The sequence below is a fragment of the Hydrogenophaga sp. T66 genome (assembly GCF_057219855.1).
This window is the reverse complement of the sequence record NZ_JBXVVX010000004.1, coordinates 48,233-72,823: the sequence shown is the minus strand read 5'-3', so window position 1 is coordinate 72,823 and position 24,591 is coordinate 48,233. Positions and strand designations below refer to the sequence as shown.

General features: G+C 70.4%; 23 protein-coding genes. 13 read left to right on the top strand and 10 right to left on the bottom strand.

Annotated features, from left to right (window positions below; genetic code table 11):
* Window positions 1-100: 100 nt before the first annotated feature.
* From AC2D80_RS14070 to AC2D80_RS14045, 6 genes are all read left to right on the top strand, one after another.
* Entirely contained in the window at window positions 101-1,297 is a 1,197-nt protein-coding gene (locus tag AC2D80_RS14070; protein WP_484633662.1) for an amino acid ABC transporter substrate-binding protein, read from the top strand.
* A 110-nt stretch (window positions 1,298-1,407) separates the two neighbouring features.
* Complete coding sequence (locus AC2D80_RS14065; RefSeq protein ID WP_484633661.1) at window positions 1,408-2,310, top strand: branched-chain amino acid ABC transporter permease; 903 nt, start codon at window positions 1,408-1,410, stop codon at window positions 2,308-2,310.
* Between the two features lie 51 nt (window positions 2,311-2,361).
* Window positions 2,362-3,390, top strand: coding sequence for a branched-chain amino acid ABC transporter permease (locus AC2D80_RS14060; protein ID WP_484633660.1), 1,029 nt, complete (start codon window positions 2,362-2,364; stop codon window positions 3,388-3,390).
* A 35-nt stretch (window positions 3,391-3,425) separates the two neighbouring features.
* Window positions 3,426-4,208 carry an ABC transporter ATP-binding protein gene (locus AC2D80_RS14055; RefSeq protein WP_484633659.1) on the top strand — a complete coding sequence of 261 codons (783 nt, stop codon included), beginning with the start codon at window positions 3,426-3,428 and terminating at the stop codon, window positions 4,206-4,208.
* Complete coding sequence (locus AC2D80_RS14050) at window positions 4,205-4,957, top strand: ABC transporter ATP-binding protein (protein ID WP_484633658.1); 753 nt, start codon at window positions 4,205-4,207, stop codon at window positions 4,955-4,957. Before AC2D80_RS14055 ends, AC2D80_RS14050 begins: the two co-directional genes overlap by 4 nt.
* Window positions 4,958-4,991: 34 nt before the next feature.
* Entirely contained in the window at window positions 4,992-6,446 is a 1,455-nt protein-coding gene (locus AC2D80_RS14045) for an aldehyde dehydrogenase (protein WP_484633657.1), read from the top strand.
* Between the two features lie 9 nt (window positions 6,447-6,455).
* Here the strand turns inward: AC2D80_RS14045 and AC2D80_RS14040 are convergent, their stop codons facing one another.
* Window positions 6,456-6,905, bottom strand: coding sequence for a hypothetical protein (locus AC2D80_RS14040; protein WP_484633656.1), 450 nt, complete (start codon window positions 6,903-6,905; stop codon window positions 6,456-6,458).
* 150 nt (window positions 6,906-7,055) lie between these two features.
* Here AC2D80_RS14040 and AC2D80_RS14035 point away from each other — a divergent pair, with 150 nt between their 5' ends.
* From AC2D80_RS14035 to gshB, 5 genes are all read left to right on the top strand, one after another.
* Window positions 7,056-8,336 (top strand): glutamate-5-semialdehyde dehydrogenase, encoded by a 1,281-nt coding sequence (locus tag AC2D80_RS14035; RefSeq protein WP_484633655.1) that lies wholly within the window; start codon window positions 7,056-7,058, stop codon window positions 8,334-8,336.
* Between the two features lie 191 nt (window positions 8,337-8,527).
* On the top strand, window positions 8,528-9,820 hold the full coding sequence (gene gshA / locus AC2D80_RS14030) for a glutamate--cysteine ligase (RefSeq protein ID WP_484633654.1): 1,293 nt from the start codon (window positions 8,528-8,530) through the stop codon (window positions 9,818-9,820).
* 163 nt (window positions 9,821-9,983) lie between these two features.
* A complete protein-coding gene (locus tag AC2D80_RS14025) occupies window positions 9,984-11,852 on the top strand; it encodes a potassium transporter Kup (protein WP_484633653.1) in 1,869 nt (622 codons plus the stop codon).
* Between the two features lie 115 nt (window positions 11,853-11,967).
* Window positions 11,968-13,155: a benzoate/H(+) symporter BenE family transporter gene (locus tag AC2D80_RS14020; protein WP_484633652.1), complete on the top strand. Its 1,188-nt coding sequence runs from the start codon at window positions 11,968-11,970 to the stop codon at window positions 13,153-13,155.
* A complete protein-coding gene (gene gshB, locus AC2D80_RS14015) occupies window positions 13,152-14,096 on the top strand; it encodes a glutathione synthase (protein ID WP_484633651.1) in 945 nt (314 codons plus the stop codon). The genes AC2D80_RS14020 and gshB overlap by 4 nt, the downstream gene beginning before the upstream one ends.
* Window positions 14,097-14,112: 16 nt before the next feature.
* Here gshB and AC2D80_RS14010 read toward each other — a convergent pair whose 3' ends face one another.
* Genes AC2D80_RS14010 through AC2D80_RS13995 form a run of 4 tightly spaced genes read right to left on the bottom strand, consistent with a single transcriptional unit; the run spans window position 14,113 to window position 17,018 of the window.
* Window positions 14,113-14,445 carry a DMT family transporter gene (locus AC2D80_RS14010; protein ID WP_484633650.1) on the bottom strand — a complete coding sequence of 111 codons (333 nt, stop codon included), beginning with the start codon at window positions 14,443-14,445 and terminating at the stop codon, window positions 14,113-14,115.
* A gap of 1 nt (window position 14,446) precedes the next feature.
* Complete coding sequence (locus AC2D80_RS14005; protein WP_484633649.1) at window positions 14,447-15,217, bottom strand: class II glutamine amidotransferase; 771 nt, start codon at window positions 15,215-15,217, stop codon at window positions 14,447-14,449.
* 41 nt (window positions 15,218-15,258) lie between these two features.
* Window positions 15,259-16,761: an MFS transporter gene (locus AC2D80_RS14000; protein WP_484633648.1), complete on the bottom strand. Its 1,503-nt coding sequence runs from the start codon at window positions 16,759-16,761 to the stop codon at window positions 15,259-15,261.
* Window positions 16,758-17,018 (bottom strand): cysteine-rich CWC family protein, encoded by a 261-nt coding sequence (locus AC2D80_RS13995; protein ID WP_484633647.1) that lies wholly within the window; start codon window positions 17,016-17,018, stop codon window positions 16,758-16,760. Before AC2D80_RS13995 ends, AC2D80_RS14000 begins: the two co-directional genes overlap by 4 nt.
* Before the next feature lie 70 nt (window positions 17,019-17,088).
* On the opposite strand from AC2D80_RS13995, the gene AC2D80_RS13990 reads away from it, so the two are divergent.
* Window positions 17,089-17,835 carry a c-type cytochrome gene (locus AC2D80_RS13990; RefSeq protein WP_484633646.1) on the top strand — a complete coding sequence of 249 codons (747 nt, stop codon included), beginning with the start codon at window positions 17,089-17,091 and terminating at the stop codon, window positions 17,833-17,835.
* Window positions 17,832-19,112 carry a c-type cytochrome gene (locus AC2D80_RS13985; RefSeq protein WP_484633645.1) on the top strand — a complete coding sequence of 427 codons (1,281 nt, stop codon included), beginning with the start codon at window positions 17,832-17,834 and terminating at the stop codon, window positions 19,110-19,112. Before AC2D80_RS13990 ends, AC2D80_RS13985 begins: the two co-directional genes overlap by 4 nt.
* Here the strand turns inward: AC2D80_RS13985 and AC2D80_RS13980 are convergent.
* From AC2D80_RS13980 to AC2D80_RS13960, 5 genes are all read right to left on the bottom strand, one after another.
* Window positions 19,081-20,160, bottom strand: coding sequence for an acyltransferase family protein (locus AC2D80_RS13980; protein WP_484633644.1), 1,080 nt, complete (start codon window positions 20,158-20,160; stop codon window positions 19,081-19,083). The two genes, AC2D80_RS13985 and AC2D80_RS13980, sit on opposite strands and share 32 nt — an antisense overlap.
* Before the next feature lie 117 nt (window positions 20,161-20,277).
* Window positions 20,278-21,864 (bottom strand): gamma-glutamyltransferase family protein, encoded by a 1,587-nt coding sequence (locus AC2D80_RS13975; protein ID WP_484633643.1) that lies wholly within the window; start codon window positions 21,862-21,864, stop codon window positions 20,278-20,280.
* Window positions 21,865-21,904: 40 nt separating this feature from the next.
* A complete protein-coding gene (locus tag AC2D80_RS13970; RefSeq protein WP_484633642.1) occupies window positions 21,905-22,738 on the bottom strand; it encodes a sulfite exporter TauE/SafE family protein in 834 nt (277 codons plus the stop codon).
* 4 nt (window positions 22,739-22,742) lie between these two features.
* On the bottom strand, window positions 22,743-24,068 hold the full coding sequence (locus AC2D80_RS13965; protein WP_484633641.1) for a TRAP transporter large permease: 1,326 nt from the start codon (window positions 24,066-24,068) through the stop codon (window positions 22,743-22,745).
* Window positions 24,061-24,588 (bottom strand): TRAP transporter small permease subunit, encoded by a 528-nt coding sequence (locus tag AC2D80_RS13960; RefSeq protein WP_484633640.1) that lies wholly within the window; start codon window positions 24,586-24,588, stop codon window positions 24,061-24,063. The genes AC2D80_RS13965 and AC2D80_RS13960 overlap by 8 nt, the downstream gene beginning before the upstream one ends.
* Window positions 24,589-24,591: the final 3 nt, after the last annotated feature.

Below are 24,591 nucleotides of genomic sequence, written 5' to 3'. Positions count from 1 at the left end.
AGCGCTGCGCGGCGCGCTGCGCATGCCTACGATGCCGCAGGCCGTCAGAGCCTGAACCGTGGCCGCGCGCCGCGCTTTTTCACCCACCGGAGACAAACCCATGGTGCACCCGAACCGCCGAGTCGTGATCCAGAAAACCGCCGCCGCCGTGGGCGCGCTGGCCGTGGCGCCGCAGCTGCTGGCGCAGGCCGCGCCGGTGCGTGTGGGCTATTCCATGTCGCGCACCGGCCCCTGGACCGGCGGCGCGCAGACGAGCCAGGAGCCGAACTACCTGTTGTGGGCCGAGCAGCAGAACGCCGCGGGCGGTCTGGACGTGAAGGGCGTGCGCCGGCGCATCGAGCTGGTCAGCAGCGACGACCGCAGCGACGTGGAGACCGTGGTCCGCACCTACGAAAAGCTGATGGGCAGCGACAAAGTGGACCTCGTGCTGCCGCCCTGGGGCTCGAACGCCAACTTCGCCACGGCACCGCTGGCCAACCGCTTCGGTTACCCCTTCCTGGCGCCGACCGCGCTGTCGCGCCGTCTGATCGAGATGAAGCTGCCCTTCTTCTTTTCGATGCTGCAGCAGCCCAAGCCGATGTGCGACGCGGTGGTGGACATGCTGAAGGCGCAGGGCGTGAAGACGATTGCCTGTGTGTACGTGGATGACCTGTTTGGCCTGGAGAACTACGCCGCGCTGAAGGTGGCGCTGCAGGGCACCGGCATCAGCCTGGTGCAGGAGACCAGCTACCCCAGCGGTGTGAAGGACCTCTCGCCCACGCTGCGCGCGATCAAGGACAAGAATCCCGACGCCTTTGTGGGCTTCACCTACCCGCCCGACACCATCCTGGCGAGCCGCCAGAGCAAGGAAATCGGCTTCAACCCGAAGTTCTTCTACGCCTCGGTGGGCACGGCTTTCCCGCTGTACAAGAACGTGATGACCCCCGCGGGCGCCGAGGGCGTGCTGGGCATGGGTTCGTGGAACAGCAAGACCAGCGCCGGCGCCAAGGCCTACTTCGATGCCCACGTGGCGGCCCACAAGAAAGAGCCGGACCGCTGGGCCAGCGGCGCCTGCTGGGCGGGGCTGGAGATCCTGACCGCCGCCGTGAAGGCGCAGGGCCTGGACCGCAAGGCCATCCGCGATTACGTGGCCAACACCACGCACAAGACCATCCTGGGCGACATCCGCTTCCAGGGCAGCGAGAACGTGGGCACGCCCGGTTCGGTGGGGCAGTGGCAGAACGGGGAGTTTGAGGTGGTGTGGCCGGCCAAGATCGCCACCGCCAAGCTGAACCCGGTCAAGCCGGCCTGGAAGTAAAGCCACCCCCGCGCCGCGCCGGCGGCGCGTCACCCCCTCAGGGGGGCGATGCCAGCGGACCGGCGGAGCCGGATCCGCGGCGTCCTCGATCACTTCCCTGCGCCTGTTGCATGTCCTTCTCCTCCTGGATTGAGCTGATCGCGTCCGGTCTCATCACCGGCGGCATCTACGCGCTCGTGGCGCTGGGCCTGAACCTGCAGTACGGGCTGATGCGCATCCTGAACATCGCCCACGGCGAGTTCCTGATGGTCGGGGCGTTTCTGACCTGGATGGTCGCCAGCGTGGCGGGTCTGTCGCCGCTGTGGATGATTCCGGTGTCGTTTGCGGTGCTGATGGCGCTGGGCATCGCGGTGCACTGGCTGTGCTTCCGCCGGCTCACCGCCACCTCGCCCAACCTCGATGTGTTTGAGGCGCGCGGCCTGATGGTGGCCTTCGGGCTGATGTTCCTGGTGCAGAACGCGATCAGCTGGATCTGGGGCGGCGACCTGCGCGGGTACGACTTCCTCACCCAGCCCTTCGCCATTCCGCTGCCCGGCGGACAGGCGCAGTTCGCGGTCAACAAGCTGCTCGTGTTCGGGCTGGCGCTGCTGTTTGCCGGCGCCCTCATCGTGCTGCTGCGCACGACCCTGCTCGGCAAGGGCGTGCGCGCGTTGATGCAGTCACCCACCGGCGCCCAGCTGGTCGGCATCGACACCCGGCGCCTGCACCCGCTGATGTTTGGCATCGGCCTGGGGCTGTCCGGCGTGGCCGGTTGCCTGCTGTCGATGGCCTACACGATCAGCCCGTCGATGGGCGAGCCCTACACGGTGACCGCGCTGATCGTCATCACGCTCGGCGGCTTCGGCAGCATGGGTGGCGCGCTGGCCGGCGGTCTGCTGCTGGGTGTGATCGAAGCCATCGGCATGCATTTCACCAACCCCTCCCTCAAGGCGCTGCTGAGCTACATCGTGTTCATCGGTGTGCTGTTGCTGCGCCCGGAGGGCCTGTTCACCCGCAAGACGCGCAAGGCCTGACGCCATGATCTGCCCGCTGTCCGTTGTCTGTTCCGGCGCGAGGTTGCCCGCATGAACGCCCGCCAGATCCTCGTGCGCGACCTGCTCGTGCTGTTCGGCCTGACAGGCTGGGCGATGGCGCTGCCCTCGTTCGCCAGCGAGTTCGCCCTGTCCATGGCGCTGACCTGCCTGATGTACGTCGCGCTGTCGTCGAGCTGGTCGCTGTTTTGCGGCACCACGCGCTACCTCTCGCTCGCCACATCGGCTTTCTTTGGCATCGGCGCCTACACCAGCGCGCTGTCGCTGGAGCACATGCCCTGGGTGCAGGCGATAGCCCTCGGTGCGCTGATTGCCGCGGCGGTGGCGGTGGTGATGGGCGCGGCCGTGCTGCACCTGCGGGGCACCTACTTTGCGGTGCTCACCTTCGGCATGACCGAACTCATCCGCCACGCCATCAGCTACTTCGAGAAGAGCGTGACCGGCACGGTCGGTCGCGTGCTGGTGGTGGTGCCGGAGTCGATCACGGTCTATCACACGGTGCTGGCGCTGGCGGTGCTGGCCGTGGGGCTGTCGATCGTGCTGCGGCGCACGCGTTTCGGCCTGGCGCTGCGCGGCATCGGCGCGGACGAGCAGCGCGCGCAGACGCTGGGGGTGAACACGCGCGTGGTCAAGGTGCTGGGCTTCGCCCTCACCGCGGCGGTCGCGGGCGCGGTTGGCGCGGCGATGAGCGTGCGCTGGACCTACATCGATCCACACACCGTCTTCAATCCCTTCATCGGCTTCCAGACCGTGCTGATCGCCCTCATCGGCGGCGCCATGACCCTGTGGGGGCCGCTGATCGCCGCCATTGTGTTCAGCGTGCTGGCGGAAACGCTGCGCCTGCAGGTGCCACAGATCTACATGATGTCGCTGGGCCTGTTGCTGATCCTGTCGGTGCTGTACCTGCCCGGCGGACTGGCGTCGGTGCGGACCGACACCTTCCGCGGCTGGTGGCGCGACGCACGCGTCTGGTGGGCCGAGCGGCGCGACGACCTCAGCGGTGAGACCGAGCGTCGCAAACAGCGCGAGAAACGGCAGCGGGAGGCGCGCCATGTGTACTGAGCGTCCGACCACCGCACACCGGAGGAGCCGCTGACATGGCCAGCCCCGCCCTGCTCGAAGCCAAGGACATCACCGTGCGGTTCGGTGGTCTGGTGGCGGTCGATCGCGTGAGCGCCACGCTGATGCCCGGTGAACTCGTTGGCATCATCGGCCCCAACGGCGCCGGCAAGACCACCTTCTTCAACGCCATTTCCGGCGTCACCCGGCCCACCAGCGGCGAGCTGCGGGTGCGCGGGCAGCGCCTGGACGGCCGCGCGCCGCACCGCTTCGCCGCCCACGGCCTGGCCCGCACCTTCCAGACCCCGCGCACCTTCGCCGACATGAGCGTGCGCGAGAACATCGCGTTCGGCCTGAAGTTTGCCGGCCGCCGACCCCGGAAATGGATCTGGTGGGGCGAAGAGCAGGGCGTGCCCTGGGCGCTGCGCACACCCGACAGCATCCTCACCCTCATTGGCCTGGCCGCGCAGGCGGACTTGCCCGCCGCCGCGATCACACCGTCGCAGCAGCGCCTGCTGGAAATCGGCATGGCCCTGGCCACCCGGCCACGCCTGCTGCTGCTCGACGAGGTGGCCGCCGGCCTCACGGAGAGCGAGATCGAGAACATGGCGCGCCTGATCCGCCGGCTGCGCGACGAGCTGGACCTGACCGTCGTGTGGATCGAGCACGCGGTGACCACGCTGCTGCGCCACGTCGAGCGCGTCATCGTGCTGCACCAGGGCCGCAAGATCGCCGACGACACGCCCCGCGCGGTGGTGCGGCATCCCGAGGTGATCGAGGCCTACCTGGGCGATGAAATGGGCACGGAGGCCGCGCGATGATGTGGCACCGACCCACGCCGTTCCAGCTCGGCGGCAGCGCGGGCGCGCACCTGAAGGTGGAGGGCCTGAGCGCGGGCTATGGCGCCTTTCTGGTGTTGCGCGACCTGTCCCTGGAGGCCCGGCCGGGCCTGACCGTGGTGCTCGGCCCGAACGGGGCCGGCAAGACCACGCTGCTCAAGGCCCTGAACGGTCTCATCCGTCGCCAGGGCGCGGTGCTGCTCAACGGCGAAGACCTGCCGGAGAAGACGCACGAGATCGTGCAGGCCGGCGTCGCGCTGGTCGCCGAAGGGCGCCAGCTCTTTCCCCAGATGACGGTGACCGAAAACCTGGAGCTGGGTGGCTGGCTGGTGCCCAAGGCCGAGCGCGCGCGCCGCCTGGAGCAGGCGTTCAACGATTTCCCGAAGCTGCGCGAGCGTGCGCAGCAACTCGCCGGCACCATGAGCGGCGGCGAGCAGCAGATGGTGGCCGTCGCCCGCGCCATGATGAGCGCGCCGCGGCTGCTGATGCTCGACGAACCCTCGCTGGGCCTGGCGCCGCGCATGGTCGATGAGCTGCTGACCATCGCCCGCCGCATCGCCGACGCCGGCACCACGGTGTTGATGGTCGAGCAAAACGTGAAGAAAGCGCTCGCGGTGGCCGACCGCGGCTACGTGATCGAGCGCGGCGCCATCGTCGCCAGCGGGCCCGCGGCGCTGCTGGCGCGCTCGCGCGTGGTGCGTGAGGCCTATCTCGGCGCGACGGCCCCCTGAAGGCGCGCGTCCCATCCTTTGTCTGGAGAACCCCATGTCCGATCTGTCGATGCTCATCAACGGCCTGAAGGTGACGGCCGAACACGGCGCCACGTTCGAGCGGCGCAATCCGCTGGACGGCAGTCTCGCCACGCGCGCGCCCGCCGCGAGCCCGGCCGATGCGGTGATGGCCGTGGAGGCCGCGGCCGAGGCGTTCAAGACCTGGAGCCAGACCGGCCCCGGCGAGCGCCGCGCGCTCTTGCTCAAGGCCGCCGATGCGCTGGAGGCCAAGACGCCGCGCTTCATCGAGGCGATGGCCGCCGAGACCGGCGCGGCCGCGCTGTGGGCCGGCTTCAACTGCATGCTGGCCGCCGGCATGATCCGCGAGGCGGCCGGCCTGACCACGCAGATCGGCGGCGAGCTGATCCCCTCGGACGTGCCCGGTTCGCTGGCCATGGGCGTGCGTCAGCCGGCCGGTGTGGTGCTGGGCATCGCCCCGTGGAACGCGCCGGTGATTCTGGGCGTGCGCGCCATCTGCGTGCCGCTGGCCTGCGGCAACACGGTGATCCTCAAGGGCAGCGAAAACTGCCCGCGCACCCACCAGCTGATCATCGAGTCGTTTGAAGACGCCGGCTTCCCGCCCGGCGTGGTGAACTACCTCACCAACGCCCCGGCCGACGCCCCCGCGGTGGTGGAGGCGATGGTGGCGCACCCGGCGGTGCGGCGCATCAATTTCACCGGCTCCACCAAGGTCGGGCGCCTGCTGGCCATGACCTGCGCCAAGTACCTCAAGCCGGTGGTGCTGGAGCTCGGCGGCAAGGCGCCGCTGGTCGTGCTCGACGACGCCGACCTCGACGACGCGGTCAACGCGGCGGCTTTCGGCAGCTTCGCCAACAGCGGCCAAATCTGCATGAGCACCGAGCGGATCATCGTTGACCAGAAGATCGCCGACGACTTCGTGAAGAAGTTCGGCGACAAGGCGCGCCACCTGCCGGTGGGCGACCCGCGCAAGCCGGAGCCGGTGGTGCTGGGTTCGGTGATCGGCATGAACACTGTGCACTTCTGCAACGAACTGATCGACGACGCGCTGGCCAAGGGCGCGCGCCTGGTCTGCGGCGGCAAGAGCGAGAACACGCTGATGCCCGCCACCGTGCTCGACCATGTGACGCCGGCCATGCGCATCTACCGCGAGGAAAGCTTTGCGCCGGTGAAGTGCATCGTGCGCGTGAAAGACACCGCCGAGGCGGTGGCCTGCGCCAACGACAACGAGTACGGCCTGTCGGCCGCCGTCTTCGGCAAGGACATCGCCCGCGCCTTCCACGTCGCCCGCCAGATCGACAGCGGCATCTGCCACGTCAACGGCCCGACCGTGCACGACGAGGCGCAGATGCCGTTTGGCGGCGTCAAGGGCAGCGGCTACGGCCGCTTCGGCGGCAAAGCCGGCATCCAGGAATTCACCGAACTGCGCTGGATCACCATCCAGACCACGCCTCGGCACTACCCGTTCTGAGGCGCCGGTTCAGCCGCCGGGGGTCAGCGTCCACACGTCCCAGGCCACCGCCAGCCAGTGGAGGATGGTCAGAGCCTGCGGGGCGATCATGGCGGCGGGAATGATGAAGCGCCAGCGGGCGTGACCCGGCGGCAGCGGCACGGCGCCGAGTCGCGCGGCCGCCGCCTGGAAATACGCCAGCAGGCCGGCCAGGCGCCATTCCGCCAGGGCGAACAGCAGCGACGCCACCACACCCGCGATCGCCAGCGCATGGACGAAGGCCGGCTCGGCCCGCAACAGGCGCTGGCCGCCGTCGGTGAAGGGGAAGGCCAGCAAGGCGCCGCTGATCGTGGCGAACACCGTGAACATGGAAAAGCGCAGGGCGCCGTAGTGCCGCGCGGTCTGCGCGACCTCGGTGGCGTCGGCTTCGGGCGGTGCGATGCGCGACCGGTGGGGAATCCGGCGAAGCGTGGGGGGCATGGACGGCTCCAGGAAGGCGTGGCGGTGTTGCCGCGCAGACCCGACCTTCGCCGCCATCGGGGGGTCAAACGGGTGGGGGTAATCGGTGGGGTCGCGGGTCGGGCGTGCAGGCGGCCGCACGGACGGGAGCGTCGGTGCGAAAATCCCGCCATGAACGCGACGAGCACCTCCGAACTGATGAACACGCTGGGCCTGCAGGCCAAGGCCGCGTCGGCGGCCATGGCCAAGGCCTCGGCGGCGACCAAGCGGCGGGCGCTGCGCGCCCTGGCGTCGCTGCTGCGGGAGAGCGTGCAGGCGCTGGCCGTGGCCAACGCCCAGGACCTGGAGCGCGCCCGCGCGGCGGGCCTGGCCGAGCCGATGGTGGACCGCCTCAAGCTCACCCCCAAGGTCATCGAGACCTGCGCCGAGGGCTGCGAGCAGCTCGCCGCGATGCCGGACATCATTGGCGAGACGACCGGCCTGCGGCAGATGCCCAGCGGCATCCGCGTGGGGCAGATGCGCGTGCCGATCGGCGTGTTCGGCATGATTTACGAAAGCCGCCCGAACGTGACCATCGAGGCGGCCAGCCTGTCGATCAAGAGCGGCAACGCCTGCATCCTGCGTGGGGGCTCCGAAGCGATCGAGTCGAACCGGGCGCTGGCGGCGCTGGTACAGCGCGCGCTCCTTGAGGCCGGTCTGCCGGCCGATGCGGTGCAGCTGGTGCCGACGACCGACCGCGCCGCGGTGGGGCAGCTGATCGCCATGCCGCAGTACGTGGACGTGATCATCCCGCGCGGTGGCAAGGGCCTGATCGAGCGCATCAGTGCCGAGGCCAAGGTGCCGGTGATCAAGCACCTGGACGGCAACTGCCACACCTACGTCGACGACCCCTGCGACCTCGACCTCGCGGTCAAGGTCACCGACAACGCCAAGACGCAGAAGTACAGCCCCTGCAACGCCACCGAGAGCCTTCTGGTGGCCCGCGGCGTGGCGGCTGCCTTCTTGCCGCGCATCGGCGCGGTGTTCGCGGCCAAGGGCGTGGAGATGCGGGTGTGCGCCGAGAGCCGCGCGGCGCTGGCCGGCGTGGCCGGCGCGACCCTCGTGGACGCGACCGAGCGGGACTGGGCCGAGGAATACCTCGCGCCGATCATCAGCATCAAGGTGGTTGATGGTCTGGACGAGGCGATCGATCACATCAACCGCCACGGCAGCCACCACACCGACGCGATCCTCACCACCGACCACGTGCACGCCCAGCGTTTCCTGCGTGAGGTCGATTCCGCCAGTGTGATGGTGAATGCGAGCACCCGCTTCGCCGACGGTTTCGAGTACGGGCTGGGCGCCGAAATCGGCATCAGCACCGACAAGTTCCACGCCCGCGGCCCGGTGGGCGTGGAGGGCCTCACCTCGCTGAAGTACGTTGTGTTGGGTGAGGGAGAGGTGCGCGGCTGAATCCGCGCTTGCAACCGTCAGTGCCGGCCCCATATCCTCACAGCGTCCACCGATCTCAACACCACCACCGTCAGCTTCCACGCAGCGCCAGACGCGTCGAGGTCAGCACGGAACCGGCTCTGCCGGGCCGTCGCTGACGCCCCCCAGTGGGGGGTGACGCCGCAGGCGGCGCGGGGGGCATCCAATCCAGCATGGTCCCCCACCTCGTCACCGCCCTGCAGGGCCCCATCAACGAACTCGAGCAGCGCATCCTCGAGTCCACGCCGGTCATCGAGCGCTGGTTCCGGCTGGAGTGGATGGAGCACACCCCGCCGTTCTACAGCTCGGTCGACGTGCGCAACGCCGGCTTCAAGCTCGCGCCGGTCGATACCAACCTGTTCCCGGGCGGCTGGAACCACCTGACCCCGGAAATGATGCCGCTGGCCGTGCAGGCGGCGATGGCGGCGATCGAGAAGATCTGCCCCGAGGCCAAGGCGCTGCTGCTCATCCCCGAAAACGCGCGCGACACCTTCTATCTCAGCAACCTCGCCACGCTGCAGAAGATCTTCTACATGGCCGGCTTGTCGGTGCGGCTGGGTTCGCTGTCGAACGACGTGACCGAACCCACCGAGATCGAACTGCCCGGCGGGGACACCGTCACGCTGGAGCCCTTGCACCGCAGCAAGCGCCGCCTCGGGCTGAAGAACTTCGACCCCTGCACCATCCTGCTCAACAACGACCTCTCCGCCGGCGTGCCGGGCATCCTCGAGGACCTGCACGAACAGTACCTGCTGCCGCCGCTGCACGCGGGCTGGAGCACCCGCCGCAAAAGCACGCACTTCAAGGCCTACGAGGAAGTTGCCAAGCGCTTCGGCAAGCTGCTCGGCATGGACCCGTGGCTCATCCACCCGATGTTCACCCAGTGCGGGTCGGTCGATTTCGCGGCCAGCGCCGGGCTGGAGTGCCTGCGAAGCAACACCGATGCCCTGCTCACCAAGATCCGGCGCAAGTACAAGGAATACGGCATCAACGAGAAGCCGTTCGTGGTGGTCAAGGCCGACAACGGCACCGGCGGCATGGGCATCATGACGGTGCGCGACGTCAAGGACATCGACGCTCTGACACCGGCGGCCAAGGCCCGCATGGCGACCGCCCAGGGCGGTCGCGCCGTCACCGAGGTCATCATCCAGGAAGGCGTGCTGACCAACGAGCGCATCAACAGCGCCGTCGCCGAGCCGGTGGTCTACATGATGGACCGTTACGTCGTGGGCGGCTTCTACCGCATCCACGCCGACCGCGGTGTCGATGAGAACCTCAACGCGCCCGGCTCCAGCTTCGTGCCGCTGGCCTTTGAGCAGAGCGCACAGCTGCCCCAGCCCGGCGCAAAACCGGGCGCCAGCGTGCCCAACCGCTTCTACATGTACGGCGTGATCGGTCGCCTGGCCATGCTGGCGGCCAGCTACGAGCTCGAAGCCACCGACCCGGAAGCCGAAAACTTCGACTGAGCGCTGCTGCCCCGGCAAGCTGACCGGGCGGCAGTTGCTGCGCTGCAACATGGAGCCACCGCCGGGCCGGTTTAGGCCGGTGGCTCCATTGGCGCCCGGGGTATCGCGGGCGGAGAATGGCGTTCTCTCGACAACCGACCCCGCGCCCACCGCGGGGAGTCTTGTGTCCCGTTCCCAATCGTCTCTGGCCGCGCTCACCCTGGGCGCCGTGGGGGTGGTGTACGGCGACATCGGCACCAGCGTGCTGTATGCCGTCAAGGAAGTGTTTGGCTCCGGCCACGTTCCGTTCACCCACGACAACGTCTACGGCATCCTGTCCATCCTGTTCTGGACGCTCACCACCATCGTCTCACTGAAATACGTGACGCTGGTGCTGCGGGCCGACAACGGCGGTGAAGGCGGCCTGATCGCCATGCTGGCCCTGGCGTCCACCGCCGTGAAAGACCAGCCCCGCCTGCGCAGCACGCTGGTGGTCATCGGCATCTTCGGCACCGCCATCTTCTATGGCGACGGCGTGATCACTCCGGCGATTTCGGTGCTGTCGGCGGTGGAGGGCCTGGAGGTCGTCTCGCCGCACTTCAAACGCTACGTGGTGCCGATCACGCTGATCGTGCTGTTTGCGCTCTTTGCCGTGCAGAAGCGCGGCACCGGGGGCATCGGGCGCTTCTTCGGACCGATCACCGTTGTCTGGTTCCTCACCATCGCTGCGCTCGGCGTGAGTCACATCGCGCACCACCCCGAAATCCTGCTGGCGATCAGCCCGCACCACGCGCTGCGCTTCATGCTGGAGCAGCCGGGCACCACCTTCATCATCCTGGGCGCGGTCGTGCTGGTCGTCACCGGCGGTGAGGCGCTGTACGCCGACATGGGCCACTTCGGCAAACGGCCGATCCGCATCGCGTGGTTCAGCCTGGTCATGCCCGCGCTGACACTGAACTACTTCGGCCAGGGCGCGCTGCTGCTGGACGATCCGACGGCGGTGAAGAACCCCTTCTACAACATGGCGCCCGACTGGCTGCTGCTGCCGCTGGTGGTTCTGGCCACGATGGCCACCGTGATCGCCTCGCAGGCACTCATCTCCGGGGCCTTCAGCGTGACCAAACAGGCGGTCCAGCTCGGTTTCCTGCCGCGCCTGGCCCTGCGCCACACCAGCGTGCGGGACACCGGCCAGATCTACATTCCCTTCGTCAACTGGGCGCTGTTCGCGGCCATCGTGCTGGCGGTGGTGATGTTCAAGTCCTCCAGCAATCTGGCCGCCGCCTACGGCATTGCGGTCACGCTGGACATGCTGATCACCACCGTGCTCACCTTCTTCGTGATCCGGTACGGCTGGAAATACCCGCTGTGGCTGTGCATCGCCGCCACCGGCGCCTTCTTCGTCATCGACCTCGCCTTCTTCGCCTCCAACCTGCTCAAACTGTTCGACGGCGGCTGGTTCCCGCTGCTCATTGGCGGGGTGGTGTTCATCCTCATGATGACCTGGAAGCAGGGGCGCAGCCTGATGAAGCAGGCCCAGGCGGCCGACGCGCTGGACCTGCCGTCGTTTCTCGACGCGGTGTTCGTGAGCCCGCCCACGCGCGTGGCCGGCACGGCGGTGTTCCTGTCGGCCGAGCCCGGCATCGTGCCCAACGCGCTGCTGCACAACCTCAAGCACAACAAGGTCCTGCATGAACAAAACCTGTTCGTCACCGTGCGCCACCACGAGGTCCCGTGGATCGGCCTGGACGAGCGGGTGGCGGTCGAGCCCCTGGGCCACGACTGCTGGGCGGTCACGCTGAACTACGGCTTCAAGAACGACCCCGATGTGCCCAAGGCGCTGCAGCAGTTGCGCGGCCGGGGCTGCGAGCTCGACAATATGACCACCAGCTACTTTCTGTCCCGCGACGTGGTCACGCCCACCCTGCACAGCGGCATGGCGCCCTGGCGCGAAAAGCTGTTCGCCCAGATGCACCACAACGCCTCCGGCGCGGCCAGCTTCCTCAATTTGCCCACCAATGCGGTGATCGAACTGGGCTCGAAGGTGGAGATCTGACAGACCTGGTCCGGGGCCCCGTGCGGCCCGCGGCCCACCCACGCGACGGATCCGGCAAAGCCGGCCACCGAAACCGCCCAAGGAAGCTGGCCACCGAAGCCCGCACAATCGCGCGATGCGATTTTTCAAGGACCTCAGCCTTTCTGCGGCGATCGCTGGCTTCGTGGCGGTGCTGGTCGGCTTCACCAGCTCGGTGGCCATCGTGTTCCAGGCCGCTCAGGCCTTTGGCGCCACGCCGGCCCAGATCACCTCCTGGATGTGGGCCTTGGGCCTGGGCATGGGGCTGTGCTCGGCGCTTCCCTCGCTGTGGCTGCGCCAGCCGGTGATGGTGGCGTGGAGCACGCCGGGCGCGGCCGTGCTGGCCAGCGCCGGCATTTCCGGTGGTTTCAGCATGGCCGAGGCGGTGGGTGCCTTCCTCATGAGCGGCCTGCTCATCACGCTGGCCGGGGCCACCGGCTGGTTTGAGCGGGTGATGAACCGCATACCGATGGCCATTGCCGCCGCCCTGCTGGCGGGCGTGCTGGCGCGCTTCGGCCTGCAGGCGTTCGGTGCGGCGCAGACGGCCCTGGGACTGGTGGTGCTGATGCTGCTGACCTATCTCGTCGCGCGCCGTGTCGCGCCGCGCTATGCGGTGGTGCTCACGCTCGCCGCCGGTGTCATGCAGGTGCTGGCGTCCGGACGCTTCAACGCGGGGGCGGTGGCGCTGGAGTGGGCGGTGCCGGTGTTCACCGCGCCGGCCTTTTCGCTCGCGGCGTTCACCAGCCTGGCCTTGCCACTGTTCATCGTCACCATGGCCTCGCAGAACCTGCCGGGCGTGGCCGCGATCCGTGCGGCCGGCTACGACATGCCCGTCTCGCGGCTGATCACCCTGACTGGCGTGGCGACCCTGGTCCTGGCGCCTTTCGGCGCGTTTGCGCTCAACCTGTCTGCCATCACCGCCGCCATTTGCATGGGCCCCGAGGCCCACCCGGACCGCGACAAACGCTACACCGCGGCGGTGGTCTGCGGCCTGCTGTACGCCGCGATCGGGCTGGTTGGCGCGCTCGTCACCGGCCTCCTGCTGGCTTTCCCGCGCGAGCTGGTCATGGCCATCGCCGGCATCGCGCTGCTGGGCAGCATTGGCGGTGGGCTGCACACCGCGCTGAAGGACGACACCCACCGCGAGGCCGCGCTGATCACCTTCCTCGTCACCCTCAGCGGCGTGGTGATCGCCGGCATCGGCTCGGCCTTCTGGGGCGTGGTCGCCGGCGCGATCGCGCTGTTTGTGCAACAGTACGGCCGATCCCACCGCCGCGCCCCATGAACATCCTCTTCGTCGCCGATCCCCTCGCCAGCTTCAAGACCTACAAGGACAGCACCTTCGCGATGATGCGCGAGTTGCAGCGCCGCGGTCATGCCGTGGCCGCCTGCGAGCCCGCGCACCTGCAGTGGCAGGGCGGCCAGCCCGTGACGGCGCTGGTGCGGCGCATCCAGCTGACCGGCCACGCCGACGACTGGTACCGCGTGACGCACCAGGCCCGCGAAGCGCTCAAGGATTTCGACGCGGTGGTCATGCGCAAGGACCCGCCTTTTGACAGCGAGTACTTCTACGCCACCCACCTGCTGGAGCAGGCCGAGCGCGAGGGCGCGCGCGTCTTCAACAAGCCCGCCGCGCTGCGCGATCACCCGGAAAAGCTTGCGCTCATGGAATTCGCGCAGTACGCACCGCCCACGCTGGTGACCCGCTCGCCCGAAGCCATCCGCCACTTCCACGCCGAGCACCGCGACATCATCCTCAAGCCGCTCGATGGCATGGGGGGCATGGGCATCTTCCGCGTCGGCCCCGACGGCATGAACCTCGGCTCCATCATCGAAACCCTCAACGGCGGCGGCCACACCAGCGTGATGGTGCAGCGCTACCTGCCCGAGATCGTGGACGGTGACAAGCGCCTGCTGCTGATCGGAGGTCGCGTCGCGCCGTATGTGCTGGCCCGCATTCCGCAGGGCGGTGAGGTGCGCGGCAACCTCGCCGCCGGCGGCAAGGGCGTGGCCCAGCCGCTGAGCGACGACAACCGCGCCGTGGCCGAAGCCATGGCGCCCGTGCTGGCCGCGCGGGGCCTCCTGCTGGTGGGGCTCGACATGATCGGCAACCGCGTGACCGAGATCAACGTCACCAGCCCGACCTGTTTCCAGGAAATCCACGACCAGACCGGCTTCGACGTGCCGGCGATGTTCGTCGATGCGCTGGAGGCGGCGCTGGCCTGACGCCGCGCGGGCGCGCTCAGTGCCCGCTGCTGGCCGAAAACAGGTTGAGCACCAGCACGCCGGCGACGATCAGGCCCATGCCGATGAGGCCGGCGGTGTCGATGCGCTGACCGTAGAACCACCACGCGGCCAGCGTGATGAGCACGATGCCCAGGCCCGACCACACCGCGTAGGCCACACCGACCGGGATGCTGCGCAGCACCAGCGACAGGCAGTAAAAGGCCACGCCATAGCCGGCGACCACCAGCGCCACCGGACCGGGGCGGGTGAAACCCTCGCTGGCCTTGAGGGCGGTGGTGCCCACCACCTCGGCCGCAATCGCGATACCCAGCAGGAGCCAGGCGTTCATGTCAGACGCCCTCCTGCGGCTGGCCATCGATGAAGACCTTGAGCTCGCCGGCGGCGAACGCGGTCCAGGCTTCGTTGGTGGTGAGCGGCGTGGTGACGACGATGGCGGCGCGGTCGCCGGGCTGGTTGACCTCGGCGAAGTCGACCGTCCAGTCGCAGTCCTTGAGCGTGGCTTGCGTGAAGGGGTGCTGGCGCACCAGCCAGTGCAGGTTCGTGCTGCAGTGGGCCCAGAGGGCTTCACCGTTGGAGAGCAGGAAGTTGAAGGTGCCGAAGTGGGCGACCCGCGGGATCAGTTCGCGCAGCGTGTGGGTCAGTTCGGTCACACTGGGCAAGGCGGCATGGGACTTGTGCAGTTCCTGCAGCAGCCAGCAGAAGGCGCGTTCGCTGTCGGTGCTGCCGACCGGGCGGAAGTGGCTGTGCAGCTTGGGCTGGTAGTCCTTGAGGTCGCCGTTGTGGGCGAACACCCATTGCCGCCCCCACAGTTCGCGCACGAAGGGGTGGGCGTTTTCCAGCGCGACTTCACCGATCGTGGCCTTGCGCACGTGGGCGATGATGTTGCGGCTCTTGAGCGGATAGGCCTGCAGGAACGCGGCCATCGGCGACTGCGCGGCGCTCTCGTGGTCGATGAACAGGCGCAGGCCCTTGCCCTCGAAAAAGGCGATGCCCCAGCCGTCGGCGTGGTGGTCGGTGTGGCCGCCGCGTTCGCGGAACCCGGTGAAGCTGAAGGTCGCGTCGGTGGGGGTGGCGCAGTTCAGGCCGAGCAGCTGGCACATGGGGTGTCCGGGGGCGGGCGGTTGGGTGGCCGAGGGGGAGTCTATTGTCCTGCAGGGTGGGCGCTGTGGGCACCGGGCGGCGCATCGCGCAGCCGCCACGCGGCCCACAGCGCGGCGGCGCAGATCAGGGCGAGCATCACGAAGGTTTCGTCGAAGGCCGCCAGCCGCGCGGCGCTGGGGGGTCCGCTGTCGAGCCGCACGCCGTGGGCCGCGACGCGCCATTCCAGCACGATGCCGCACAGGCTGACGCCGGCCGCGCCGCCGAGCATGCGCAGGAAGTTGATCACGCTCGACCCCTGCGGGATCAGCGCGCGCGACAGCCCGCGCATGGCGCCGATGTTGAGCGAGGGCAGGATAAAGCCCAGGCCGATGCGTCCCAGCACCGCCCACACCATCAGCAGCGGAATGATGGCCGCGGGCCGGTCGAGTCGGACGGTGAGCATCAGCGCGAACGACGCGGCCAGCAGCAGCAGGCCCAGGCTGACCAGCCGGTGGGTGGGTTGCCGGTCCGCCAGCCGGCCCACCAGCGCGATGCACACCGCCAGCACCAGCCCGGCCGGCAGCAGCACCGCGCCGACCGCCGAGGCCGACAGGCCGAGCCCGAGCTGCATGTAGACCGGCAGCAGGTAGGTGGAGCCGAACAGCGCCACGCCGTAGATGAACGCGACGACGCTGCCCATCGCGAAGCGCCGGTCGGCGAATAGGGCGAGGTTCATCAGCGGTTCGGCGGCGCCGCGGCGCCGCGGGCGCCGCTGCCAGGCGATGAAGGCCAGCAGCAGGCCGGCCGCGCTGCCCAGCAGCCCCAGGGCGCCCAGCGGCGGCCCGCCCTGCAGCTGCACCAGCCCGTTGAGCAGGCACAGCGTGCCGGCGGCGGCCAGCAGCAGGCCGACGGTGTCGAGGGCGTTGCCCTGCGGGTTGGCGGCGCCGCCGCCGGGCGAGGTGGTGGGCACGAAGCGCCGCGCCAGCCACAGCGAGGCCAGGCAGAACGGCACCACCATGAAAAAGATGGAGCGCCAGCCGAAGGCGTCGACCAAGAGACCGCCGATGCTCGGCCCCAGCGCCGGCGCCAGCACCACGCCCATGCCGAACACGCCGCTGGCGCGGCCCTGCTCGTGGGCATCGAAGGCGCGCAGGATGATGATGGCCGGGATCGGCTGGACCACGCCCGCCGCCAGCCCCTCGGCCACCCGCGCGGCCAGCACCAGCGGGTAGTCGTTGGCAAACCCGCCCACCACGCCCCCGGCCAGCAGCAGCCCCATGCAGCCGCTGTAGGTGCGCCGGTAGCCGTAGCGCGCCAGCAGCCATGGTGTGGTCAGCATCGACACGGTCATCGCCGCCATGAAGCCCGAGGTCGCCCACTGCGCGCGCTCCTGGCCGAGCGTGAAGTGGTGGCTCATGTCGGGGATGGCCACGTTGATGATGGTCGAGGACATGATCGACGCCATCGTGCCCACCATCACCGCGAACAGCAGCAACCAGCGGTAGCGCGCGCCGTAGCGCGCGCGCAGGGCATCGAGGCTGCCCGGATCGGCGGCGGCGCTCATGGCAGGCGTTGCGCGGCCGCGCGCACGCAGGCCGCGCACACGCACGCCACGCCCTGCGCGTCGGGCGGGAGCGTGTCGAGCAGCCCGGGCGGGAACGCGGTGTCCACGCACCAGCAAGGCGGCTGGGGCTGGCCGGTGGCGCGCTCGATCTCCAGGGCGCAGCGGTTGTCGCCGCCGCACAGCGGGCAGCGGGTGGGATCGGCACCGGCGGGCGCGGGGAGACTGGGGTGGGCTGCGGGGCGGGATGTGGAGTCCAAGGGGGTATGGTAATTTCCCGGCGTCTGTCTTGTCTTCGGGCACCTGCCGCCCGGCCTCCGACCCCATCCCATGCCCCTGCTTCTGGCCGTCCTGCGGACCGCCCTGCTGCTGTCCTTGTCGTCGGCGCTGGGGGCGGTCCATGCCGCTCCACCGCCCGGACCTCCCCGCGCCGCGCCCCACACCGTGCCCGACACGCTGGCCCAGCGCATGCTGGTCTGCACCGCCTGCCACGGCGCCGAAGGCCGGGCCACGCCCGACGGGTATTTCCCGCGCATCGCCGGCAAACCGGCCGGTTACCTGCACAACCAGCTGCGCCACTTCCGCGACGGCCGCCGCCAGGCCGTGGGCATGACCGCGCTGCTCGATCCGCTGACCGACGATTACCTGCGCGAGATCGCCGAACACTTCGCCTCGCTCGACCTGCCCTACCCGCCGCCGCCGCCCACGCCCGCCGACGCGGCCACGCTGGCGCGCGGCGAGCGCCTGGTGCGCCAGGGCGACCCGGCGCGCCAGCTGCCGTCCTGCAACAGCTGCCACGGCGAGCGCATGACCGGCGTGCAGCCCGGCATCCCTGGCCTGCTCGGCCTGCCGCGCGACTACCTGATCGGTCAGCTCGGCGCCTGGCAGACCGGCATGCGCCGCGCCACCGCGCCCGACTGCATGGCCGACATCGCCCGCCGCCTCAGCGGGGCGGACGTGGGCGCCGTGGCGGCCTGGCTGGCGGCGCAACCCGTGCCGGCCGACGCCAAGCCGGCCGCCGGCCTGCCCGGGCCGCTGCCGCTGCGCTGCGGGCCGGATGCGGGGGTGTTCCGGTGAGCGCCACGCCCAACCGTCGCGCCGCCCGGGCCGGGTGGACGATCGTGGCGGGTGCCATCGTGGCCGCGCTCGCGCTGACGACCGCGGTCGTGCTGGAGCGCCGCGGCGTGCCGGCCCCCGTGGGCCCGGCGCCCGAGGCCACGGCCGAGCGCCTGGCGCGGGGTGCGTTGCTGGCGCGTGCCGGCAACTGCCTGGCCTGCCACACCGCGCGCGGCGGTGAGCCCGGCGCCGGTGGCCACGCCATCACCACCCCCTTCGGCCTGATCGTCAGCAGCAACCTCACGCCCGACCCCGACACCGGCCTGGGCCGCTGGACCGCCGGCGAGTTCTGGCGCGCGCTGCACCACGGGCAGTCGCGCGACGGCCGCCTGCTCTACCCGGCCTTCCCCTACACCCACACCACCCGCCTGAGCCGCGACGACGTGGACGCACTCTACCTGCACCTGCGCACGCTGCCGCCGGTGACGCGGGCGCCCGCGCCCCACGCGCTGCGCTTTCCCTACAACACCCAGACCGCGCTGGCGCTGTGGCGGGCGGTGTATTTCGAGCCGGGCGAGTATGTGCCCGACCCCGCGCAGAGCCCCGCGTGGAACCGCGGCGCCTACCTGGTCACGGGTGTCGCGCACTGCGCCGCCTGCCACGCCGAGCGCAGCGCGCTGGGCGGCAGCGCCATCGACCGGTTCGACGGCGGGCTCATGCCCGACGGCCGCTGGTGGGCGCCCTCGCTGCACGACGCGGGCGAGGGCGGCGTGGCCGGCTGGTCGCCCGACGACACGGTGGCCCTGCTGCGCGACGGCCGCAACCGCCACGCCAGCGTGCTCGGCCCGATGGCCGCGGTGGTGAAAGACGGCACCCAGCACCTGCCCGAGGCCGACCTGCGCGCCATGGCCACCTACCTGCACAGCCTGCCCGCCCGGCCGGTGGACCGCCCGGCGTTCGAGCCCGCCGAAGACCGCCTGCTGACCCGCGGCGCGCGGCTGTATGAGCAGCATTGCGCGCAATGCCACGGCGACGCCGGCGAAGGCGCGGCGGGCATTTACCCGGCGCTGGCCGGCCACCGCGCGGTCACCCAGACCTCGCCGGTCAACACCATCCAGGCCATCCTCAGCGGCGGTTTCACCCCCGCCACCGCCGCCCACCCGCGGCCCTTCGGCATGCCGCCGTACCGCAGCGCGCTGACCGACGACGAGGTGGCTGCGGTCGCGAGTTTTGTGCGTCAGTCGTGGGGCAACCGCGCCGGCGCCGTCAGCGCGCTGGACGTGGCGCGGGCCCGCTGAGCCGCGGCGCGCGCATCCAGCGGTCCAGTGGCCGCTCCACGGCGCGGTAGAAGAAGGCGCCCGCCACGTTGCAGGCCAGCCAGGCCAGCAACACGCCGCCGGTCTGCACCCACGGGTCGGCCGGGGCGAAGCGCGCGAAGGCCGCGTTGACCACCAGCGCGATGGGGAAGTTCAGCAGGAACACCGCGTACGAGATGCGCGCGGCGTAGGCCACCGCTGCGTGGCGCGCCCAGGCGTGCAGCACCGGCGTGTGGACCGAGGCGGCCAGCAGCAGCGCGGTGGTCAGCGCCAGGGCGATGCGCTCGCGGAAGTCGATCGCCAGCGCGCCCACCGCGAGCAGCGCCAGCGCGACCAGCCAGCGCCGGCCGGCGGGGCCGGCGGCCGGGCGGGTGCACCACCAGGCCATCGCACCCAGGCCATAGGCGCCAAAGAAATACAGCGCCCAGACGTCCCAGTCGCTGTCGCGGTTGAAGTGCCACAGCGAGGCCACCGCGACCGCCGCGACCAGCGCCCGCGCGGACAGCCGCGCCGCGCGCGCCAGCCACAGCAGGCCCAGCAGCAGCGCGAAGAGCTGCAGGTCGATGGCCACGTACCACGCGCCCGCCGTGAGGGATTCCACGTCCAGCAGGGAGTGCAGGAGCAGGGCATGGGCCACCAGCTGCCACGCGCCGGGCGGCGGCGGGATGGAGTCGTGGTCCATCCAGCGCTCGGCCAGCGCGCTGCAGCCGATCGCCACCGCCAGCGCAGCCGCGAACGGCAACGCCAGCCGCAGGTAGCGCTGCCACAGCAACCGCGCCGGCGGCGTCGCGAGCAGCACGCCGTCTGGCGCGAGGCTGCGCGCCGCCAGGAAGCCCGCCACGACGAGAAACACCTGCACGGCCATGCGCGCGTCGGCGCTGAACCAGCGCACGAGGTCGGGCGCGAGCGCCATCGTGGCGTCGGACATGGGGCCATAGAAGGCCAGGTGGTGCAGCACGATGGCCTGGCAGGCCACGGCCTTCAGGCCGTCGATCAGGGGCAGCGGGCTGCCGGCGGTGGAGTGGGGCACGGGCGGGACGCGGCGCGGGCCGCGGATGTAGGCAAAGCCCGCGATTGTCCCGGAAGACGCGCGCCGCTGCCCCGCCCGGGTTCCACGGGCGTGGGCCGGCGGGCCCGGCGGCCCGGATCAGACCGCCGCGACCGCGCCGTCGCTGCGCGGGTCGGCCGCGCCTTCGATCACGCCGTTGGGGTGGCGCAGCAGGGCGCCGGCATGGCCCATGGTGTCGCTGTAGGCCTCGGGCAGGCGTTCCACCGCGTGGCCCGCGTCGCGCAGGGCTTGCACGAGCGCCGGGTCGAACCGGCTTTCCAGCTTGAGCGTGGTGCTCACGTCGCCCCAGGTGCGGCCAAGCAGCCAGCGCGGCGCCGTCACGGCCTGCTGCAGGGTCTGGCCGAAGCGCGCGTAGCGGGTGAACACGGCGGCCTGGGTCTGGGGCTGGCCTTCGCCACCCATGGTGCCCAGCGGCATCACGCGACCGTCGTCGAACAGCGCCAGCGAGGGGTTGAGCGTGTGGAACGGCTTCATGCCCGGCGCCAGGGTGTTCAGCGCGGCGGGGTCGAGCGAGAAGCTGGTGCCGCGGTTCTGCCAGCACACGCCGGTGTCGCCCACCACGGTGCCCGAACCGAACTCCCAGTACACGCTCTGGATGAAGCTGACCGCGCGGCCCTGAGCGTCGATCACGCCCATCCAGATCGTGTCGCCGGGTTTCGTGGGCTCGGGCCAGGGCAGGGCGCGGGCGGGGTCGATGTCGGCGGCGAGTTCATCGAGCGTGGCGGGGATGAGGAAACCGCGCGGGTCGGCCGGGGCGCGCTGCGGATCGGTCACCACGCGCTCGCGCACGCGGAAGGCGCGCTTGGTGGCTTCCACCAGGCCGTGCACATGGGCGAAGCCTTCGCCCTCGGTGACCCCGAGCCGCTCGAACAGGCCCAGGATCATCAGCGTGGACAGGCCCTGCGTGGGCGGCGGCAGGTTGTAGACGGTGCTGTCCGCCAGCCGCACCGACAGCGGCTCCACGAAGCGCGCGCGGTAGGCGGCGAGGTCGCTGGTGCGCAGCGGGCTGCCCACGCGCGCCAGGCCGGCGCCCAGGCGCTCGGCCAGCTCACCGCGGTAGAAGTCGTCCAGCCCGCGCTCGGCCAGCTGGGTGAGCGTGCGGCCCAGCGCGGGCTGGCGCAGCACCTCGCCCGGACGCGGCGGTCGGCCGTCGATGAGGTACGTGGACGCGAAGCCCGGAGCGTCCTTCAGGCCGTCGAGTTTCTGGGCGGTGAGGGCGGCCTGGCTGGTCGTGACCACGATGCCGTCGGTGGCGTGGCGGATGGCGTCGCCGAGCAGGCGGGTCAGCGGCAGGCGGCCGCCCCAGCCGGCCGAGACCTCCAGCGCGCGCTGCCAGCCGCCGATCGTGCCGGCCACGGTGAGGGCGGCGGTGGCGCCGCGGGCGGGGATGGCGGTCTGGCCGGCGTAGAAAGCGGGGGTGGCGAGCGCGGCGGCCGGGCCGCAGGCCTCGATGGCCACCGGCGGCTGGCCGGGCTCGTGGATCAGCCAGAAGCCGTCGCCGCCGATGGCGTTCATGTGCGGGTAGACGACCGCGATGGTGGAGGCGGCAGCCACCATGGCTTCCACCGCGTTGCCGCCCTCGCGCAGCACGTCGCGGGCGGCCTGGGCGGCCAGGTGGTGGGGGGCCACGGCCATGCCGCCGAGGGACTTCAGGGTGTGGATCAAGACAGGTCTCCGGAGTGGTGTGGTGTCGCCGCCGCGGGGCTCAGGCCAGCCCGGCGAACATGCGCAGCGCGGTCAGCGCGAGGAACAGGGCGAACACCTGGCGCAGGCGCCGGGCGTTGATGCGGTGCGCCAGCGCGGCGCCCCAGCCGGTGGACACCATTGTCGCGGGCACGATGAGCGCGAAGCCGAGCAGGTTGACGTAACCCACACTCAGCGGGGGGCGTTGCGGCACATCGAGCCCGTTGACCACGAAGGCCAGCGCGCCTGGCACGCTGATCACCAGCCCGAGCAGCGCGCCGGTGCCCACGGCGGTGTGCATCGGCACGCGCAGCCCGCTGAGCAGCGGCACCGAAAGCGTGCCGCCGCCGATGCCCATGAGCGTGGACAGACCGCCGATGCCGCCGCCAAGCAGCGCGGTGCCCGCCGGGCCGGGCAGGCCGTCGGCCCACGCGGTGCCGTCGCGGCGCAGCGCCATGTTCAGCGCCACCGCCATCGCCACGGTGGCGAACACCGCTGTGAGCCACGGCCCGGCCAGGAAGCGGCTGGCCACCGCGCCCACCGCCACGCCCACCACCACGCCGGGCAGCAGGCGGCGGATCAGCGCCATGTCCAGGCTGCCGCGGCGGCGGTGCGCGCGGCTGGAGATGATGGAGGTGGGCACGATGGTGGCCAGCGAGGTGCCCACCGCCACGTGCATGCGCACCGACTCGTCGATGCCCAGCAGCGTGAACAGGTGGTAGAGCACCGGCACGATCACGATGCCGCCACCGACCCCGAGCAGGCCGGCCAGCGCCCCGGCGATCAGCCCGGTGGCCGCCAGCGCCGCGGCCAGCGCCAGCAGCCAGGGCAGGCCTTGTTGGGTGAGGAGTTCCATCGCGTCACCAGCCGATCGCCTTGGGCAGCCACAGCGCGATCTGCGGGAACAGGAACACCAGCAACAAGGCGAACAGCTGCAGCGCGATGAACGGAACCACCCCTTTGTAGATGTCCTTGATGTTCACCTCGGGCGGCGCCACGCCCTTCAGGTAGAACAGCGCCCAGCCGAACGGCGGCGTCAGGAAGCTGGTCTGCAGGTTCACCGTGATCAGCATGGCCAGCCAGATCGGGTCCACGCCCAGATTCAGCAGGATCGGCAGGAACAGCGGCACCGCGATGTAGCTGATTTCGATCCACTCGATGAAGAAGCCGAGCACGAAGATCATCAACATCATGAACCAGATGGCTGTGTTCACGCCGCCGGGCAGCGCCTCGAACATCGCCGCGATCAGCTCCTCACCCTGCAGCCCGCGGAAGGACAGCGCAAACACCTGCGCCAGCATCAGGATGAACATCATCACCGCGGTGATCTTGCTGGTCTCCAGCGCCGTGTCCTTCAGCGTCTTCCAGGTGAAGCGGCCGGACAGCGCGGTGATCAGCACCGCCCCCACCGCGCCCATGCTGGCCGCCTCGGTCGGGGCGGCCACACCGCCCACGATCGAGCCCAGCACCGCCACCACCAGCAGCACCGGCGGCACCAGCACCTTGAAGAAACGCACCCACAGCTCGCGGCGCGACACCGCGTCGCGCTCGGCCGCGGGCAGCGGCGGCATCGACGCCGGCCGCAGCCAGCCCATGATGAGCAGGTACACGATGTAGATGCCCGCCAGCAGCAGGCCGGGGCCGACTGCGGCGGCGAACAGCGTGCCGACCGACTGCTGCATGATGTCCGACAGCAGGATCAGGATCAGGCTGGGCGGGATGATCTGGCCGAGCGTCCCGGAGGCGCAGATCACGCCGCAGGACACGCTCTTGTCGTAACCGCGGCGGATCAGCGTGGGCAGCGTCAGCAGGCCCAGCGTGATGATGGTGGCGCCGACGATGCCGGTGGTCGCGCCCATCAACACGCCGAACAGCACGATGCCGATCGCCATGCCGCCCTTCACGCCGCCGGCCAGGTGGCCCATCACGTCGAGCAGGTCGTCCGCCAGGCGCGACTTCTCCAGCATCACGCCCATGAACACGAACAGCGGGATCGCCATCCACTGGTAGCCGCCGACGATGCCGTACACGCGGGCCGGCAGCAGGTTGAACAGCGTGTCGCCAAAGCCGAGCCAGCCGAACACGAAACCCACGGTGGCGATGCTCACCGCCACCGGGATGCCGATCATCAGCATCACGAAGAAGCCGACCAGCATCAGCACCGCGTAGGTGGAGGGTTCAAACATGGCGGGCCTCCGCGGCGGGGGTGAGCGGGTTGGTCAGCAGGCGGATCAGGTGGGCGATCTGCTGCAGCACGAGCAAGCCGTAGCCCAGCGGGATGAGCGCCTTCACCGCCCAGCGGTAGGGGATGCCGCCGGGGTCGGGTGAGGCCTCGTTGACGCTCCACGACTGCTGCACATAGCCCAGCGAGAGCAGGATGAAGGCCACCGCCACCGCGATCAGCAGCAGGGCCGACACCACATCAACGACCCGCTTGGTGGCGGGCTGGTAGCGGGCGTAGAAGATGTCCACCCGCACGTTGTCGCCGCGCTGCAGCGCGTGGCTCATGCCCAGCAGGATCAGGGCGGCCAGCAGGTGCCACTCCAGCTCCTGCGCCCACACCGAGCCCACGCTCATGGAATAGCGCAGCAGCACGTTGGTGGCCACCAGGCCGATCATCACCAGCGCGATCCAGGCGGTCAGGTTGCCCAGCCGGTCGATGAGTCCTTCAATCAGGGCGGCGAGCCGCCGCAGCGCGTGCACCATGGC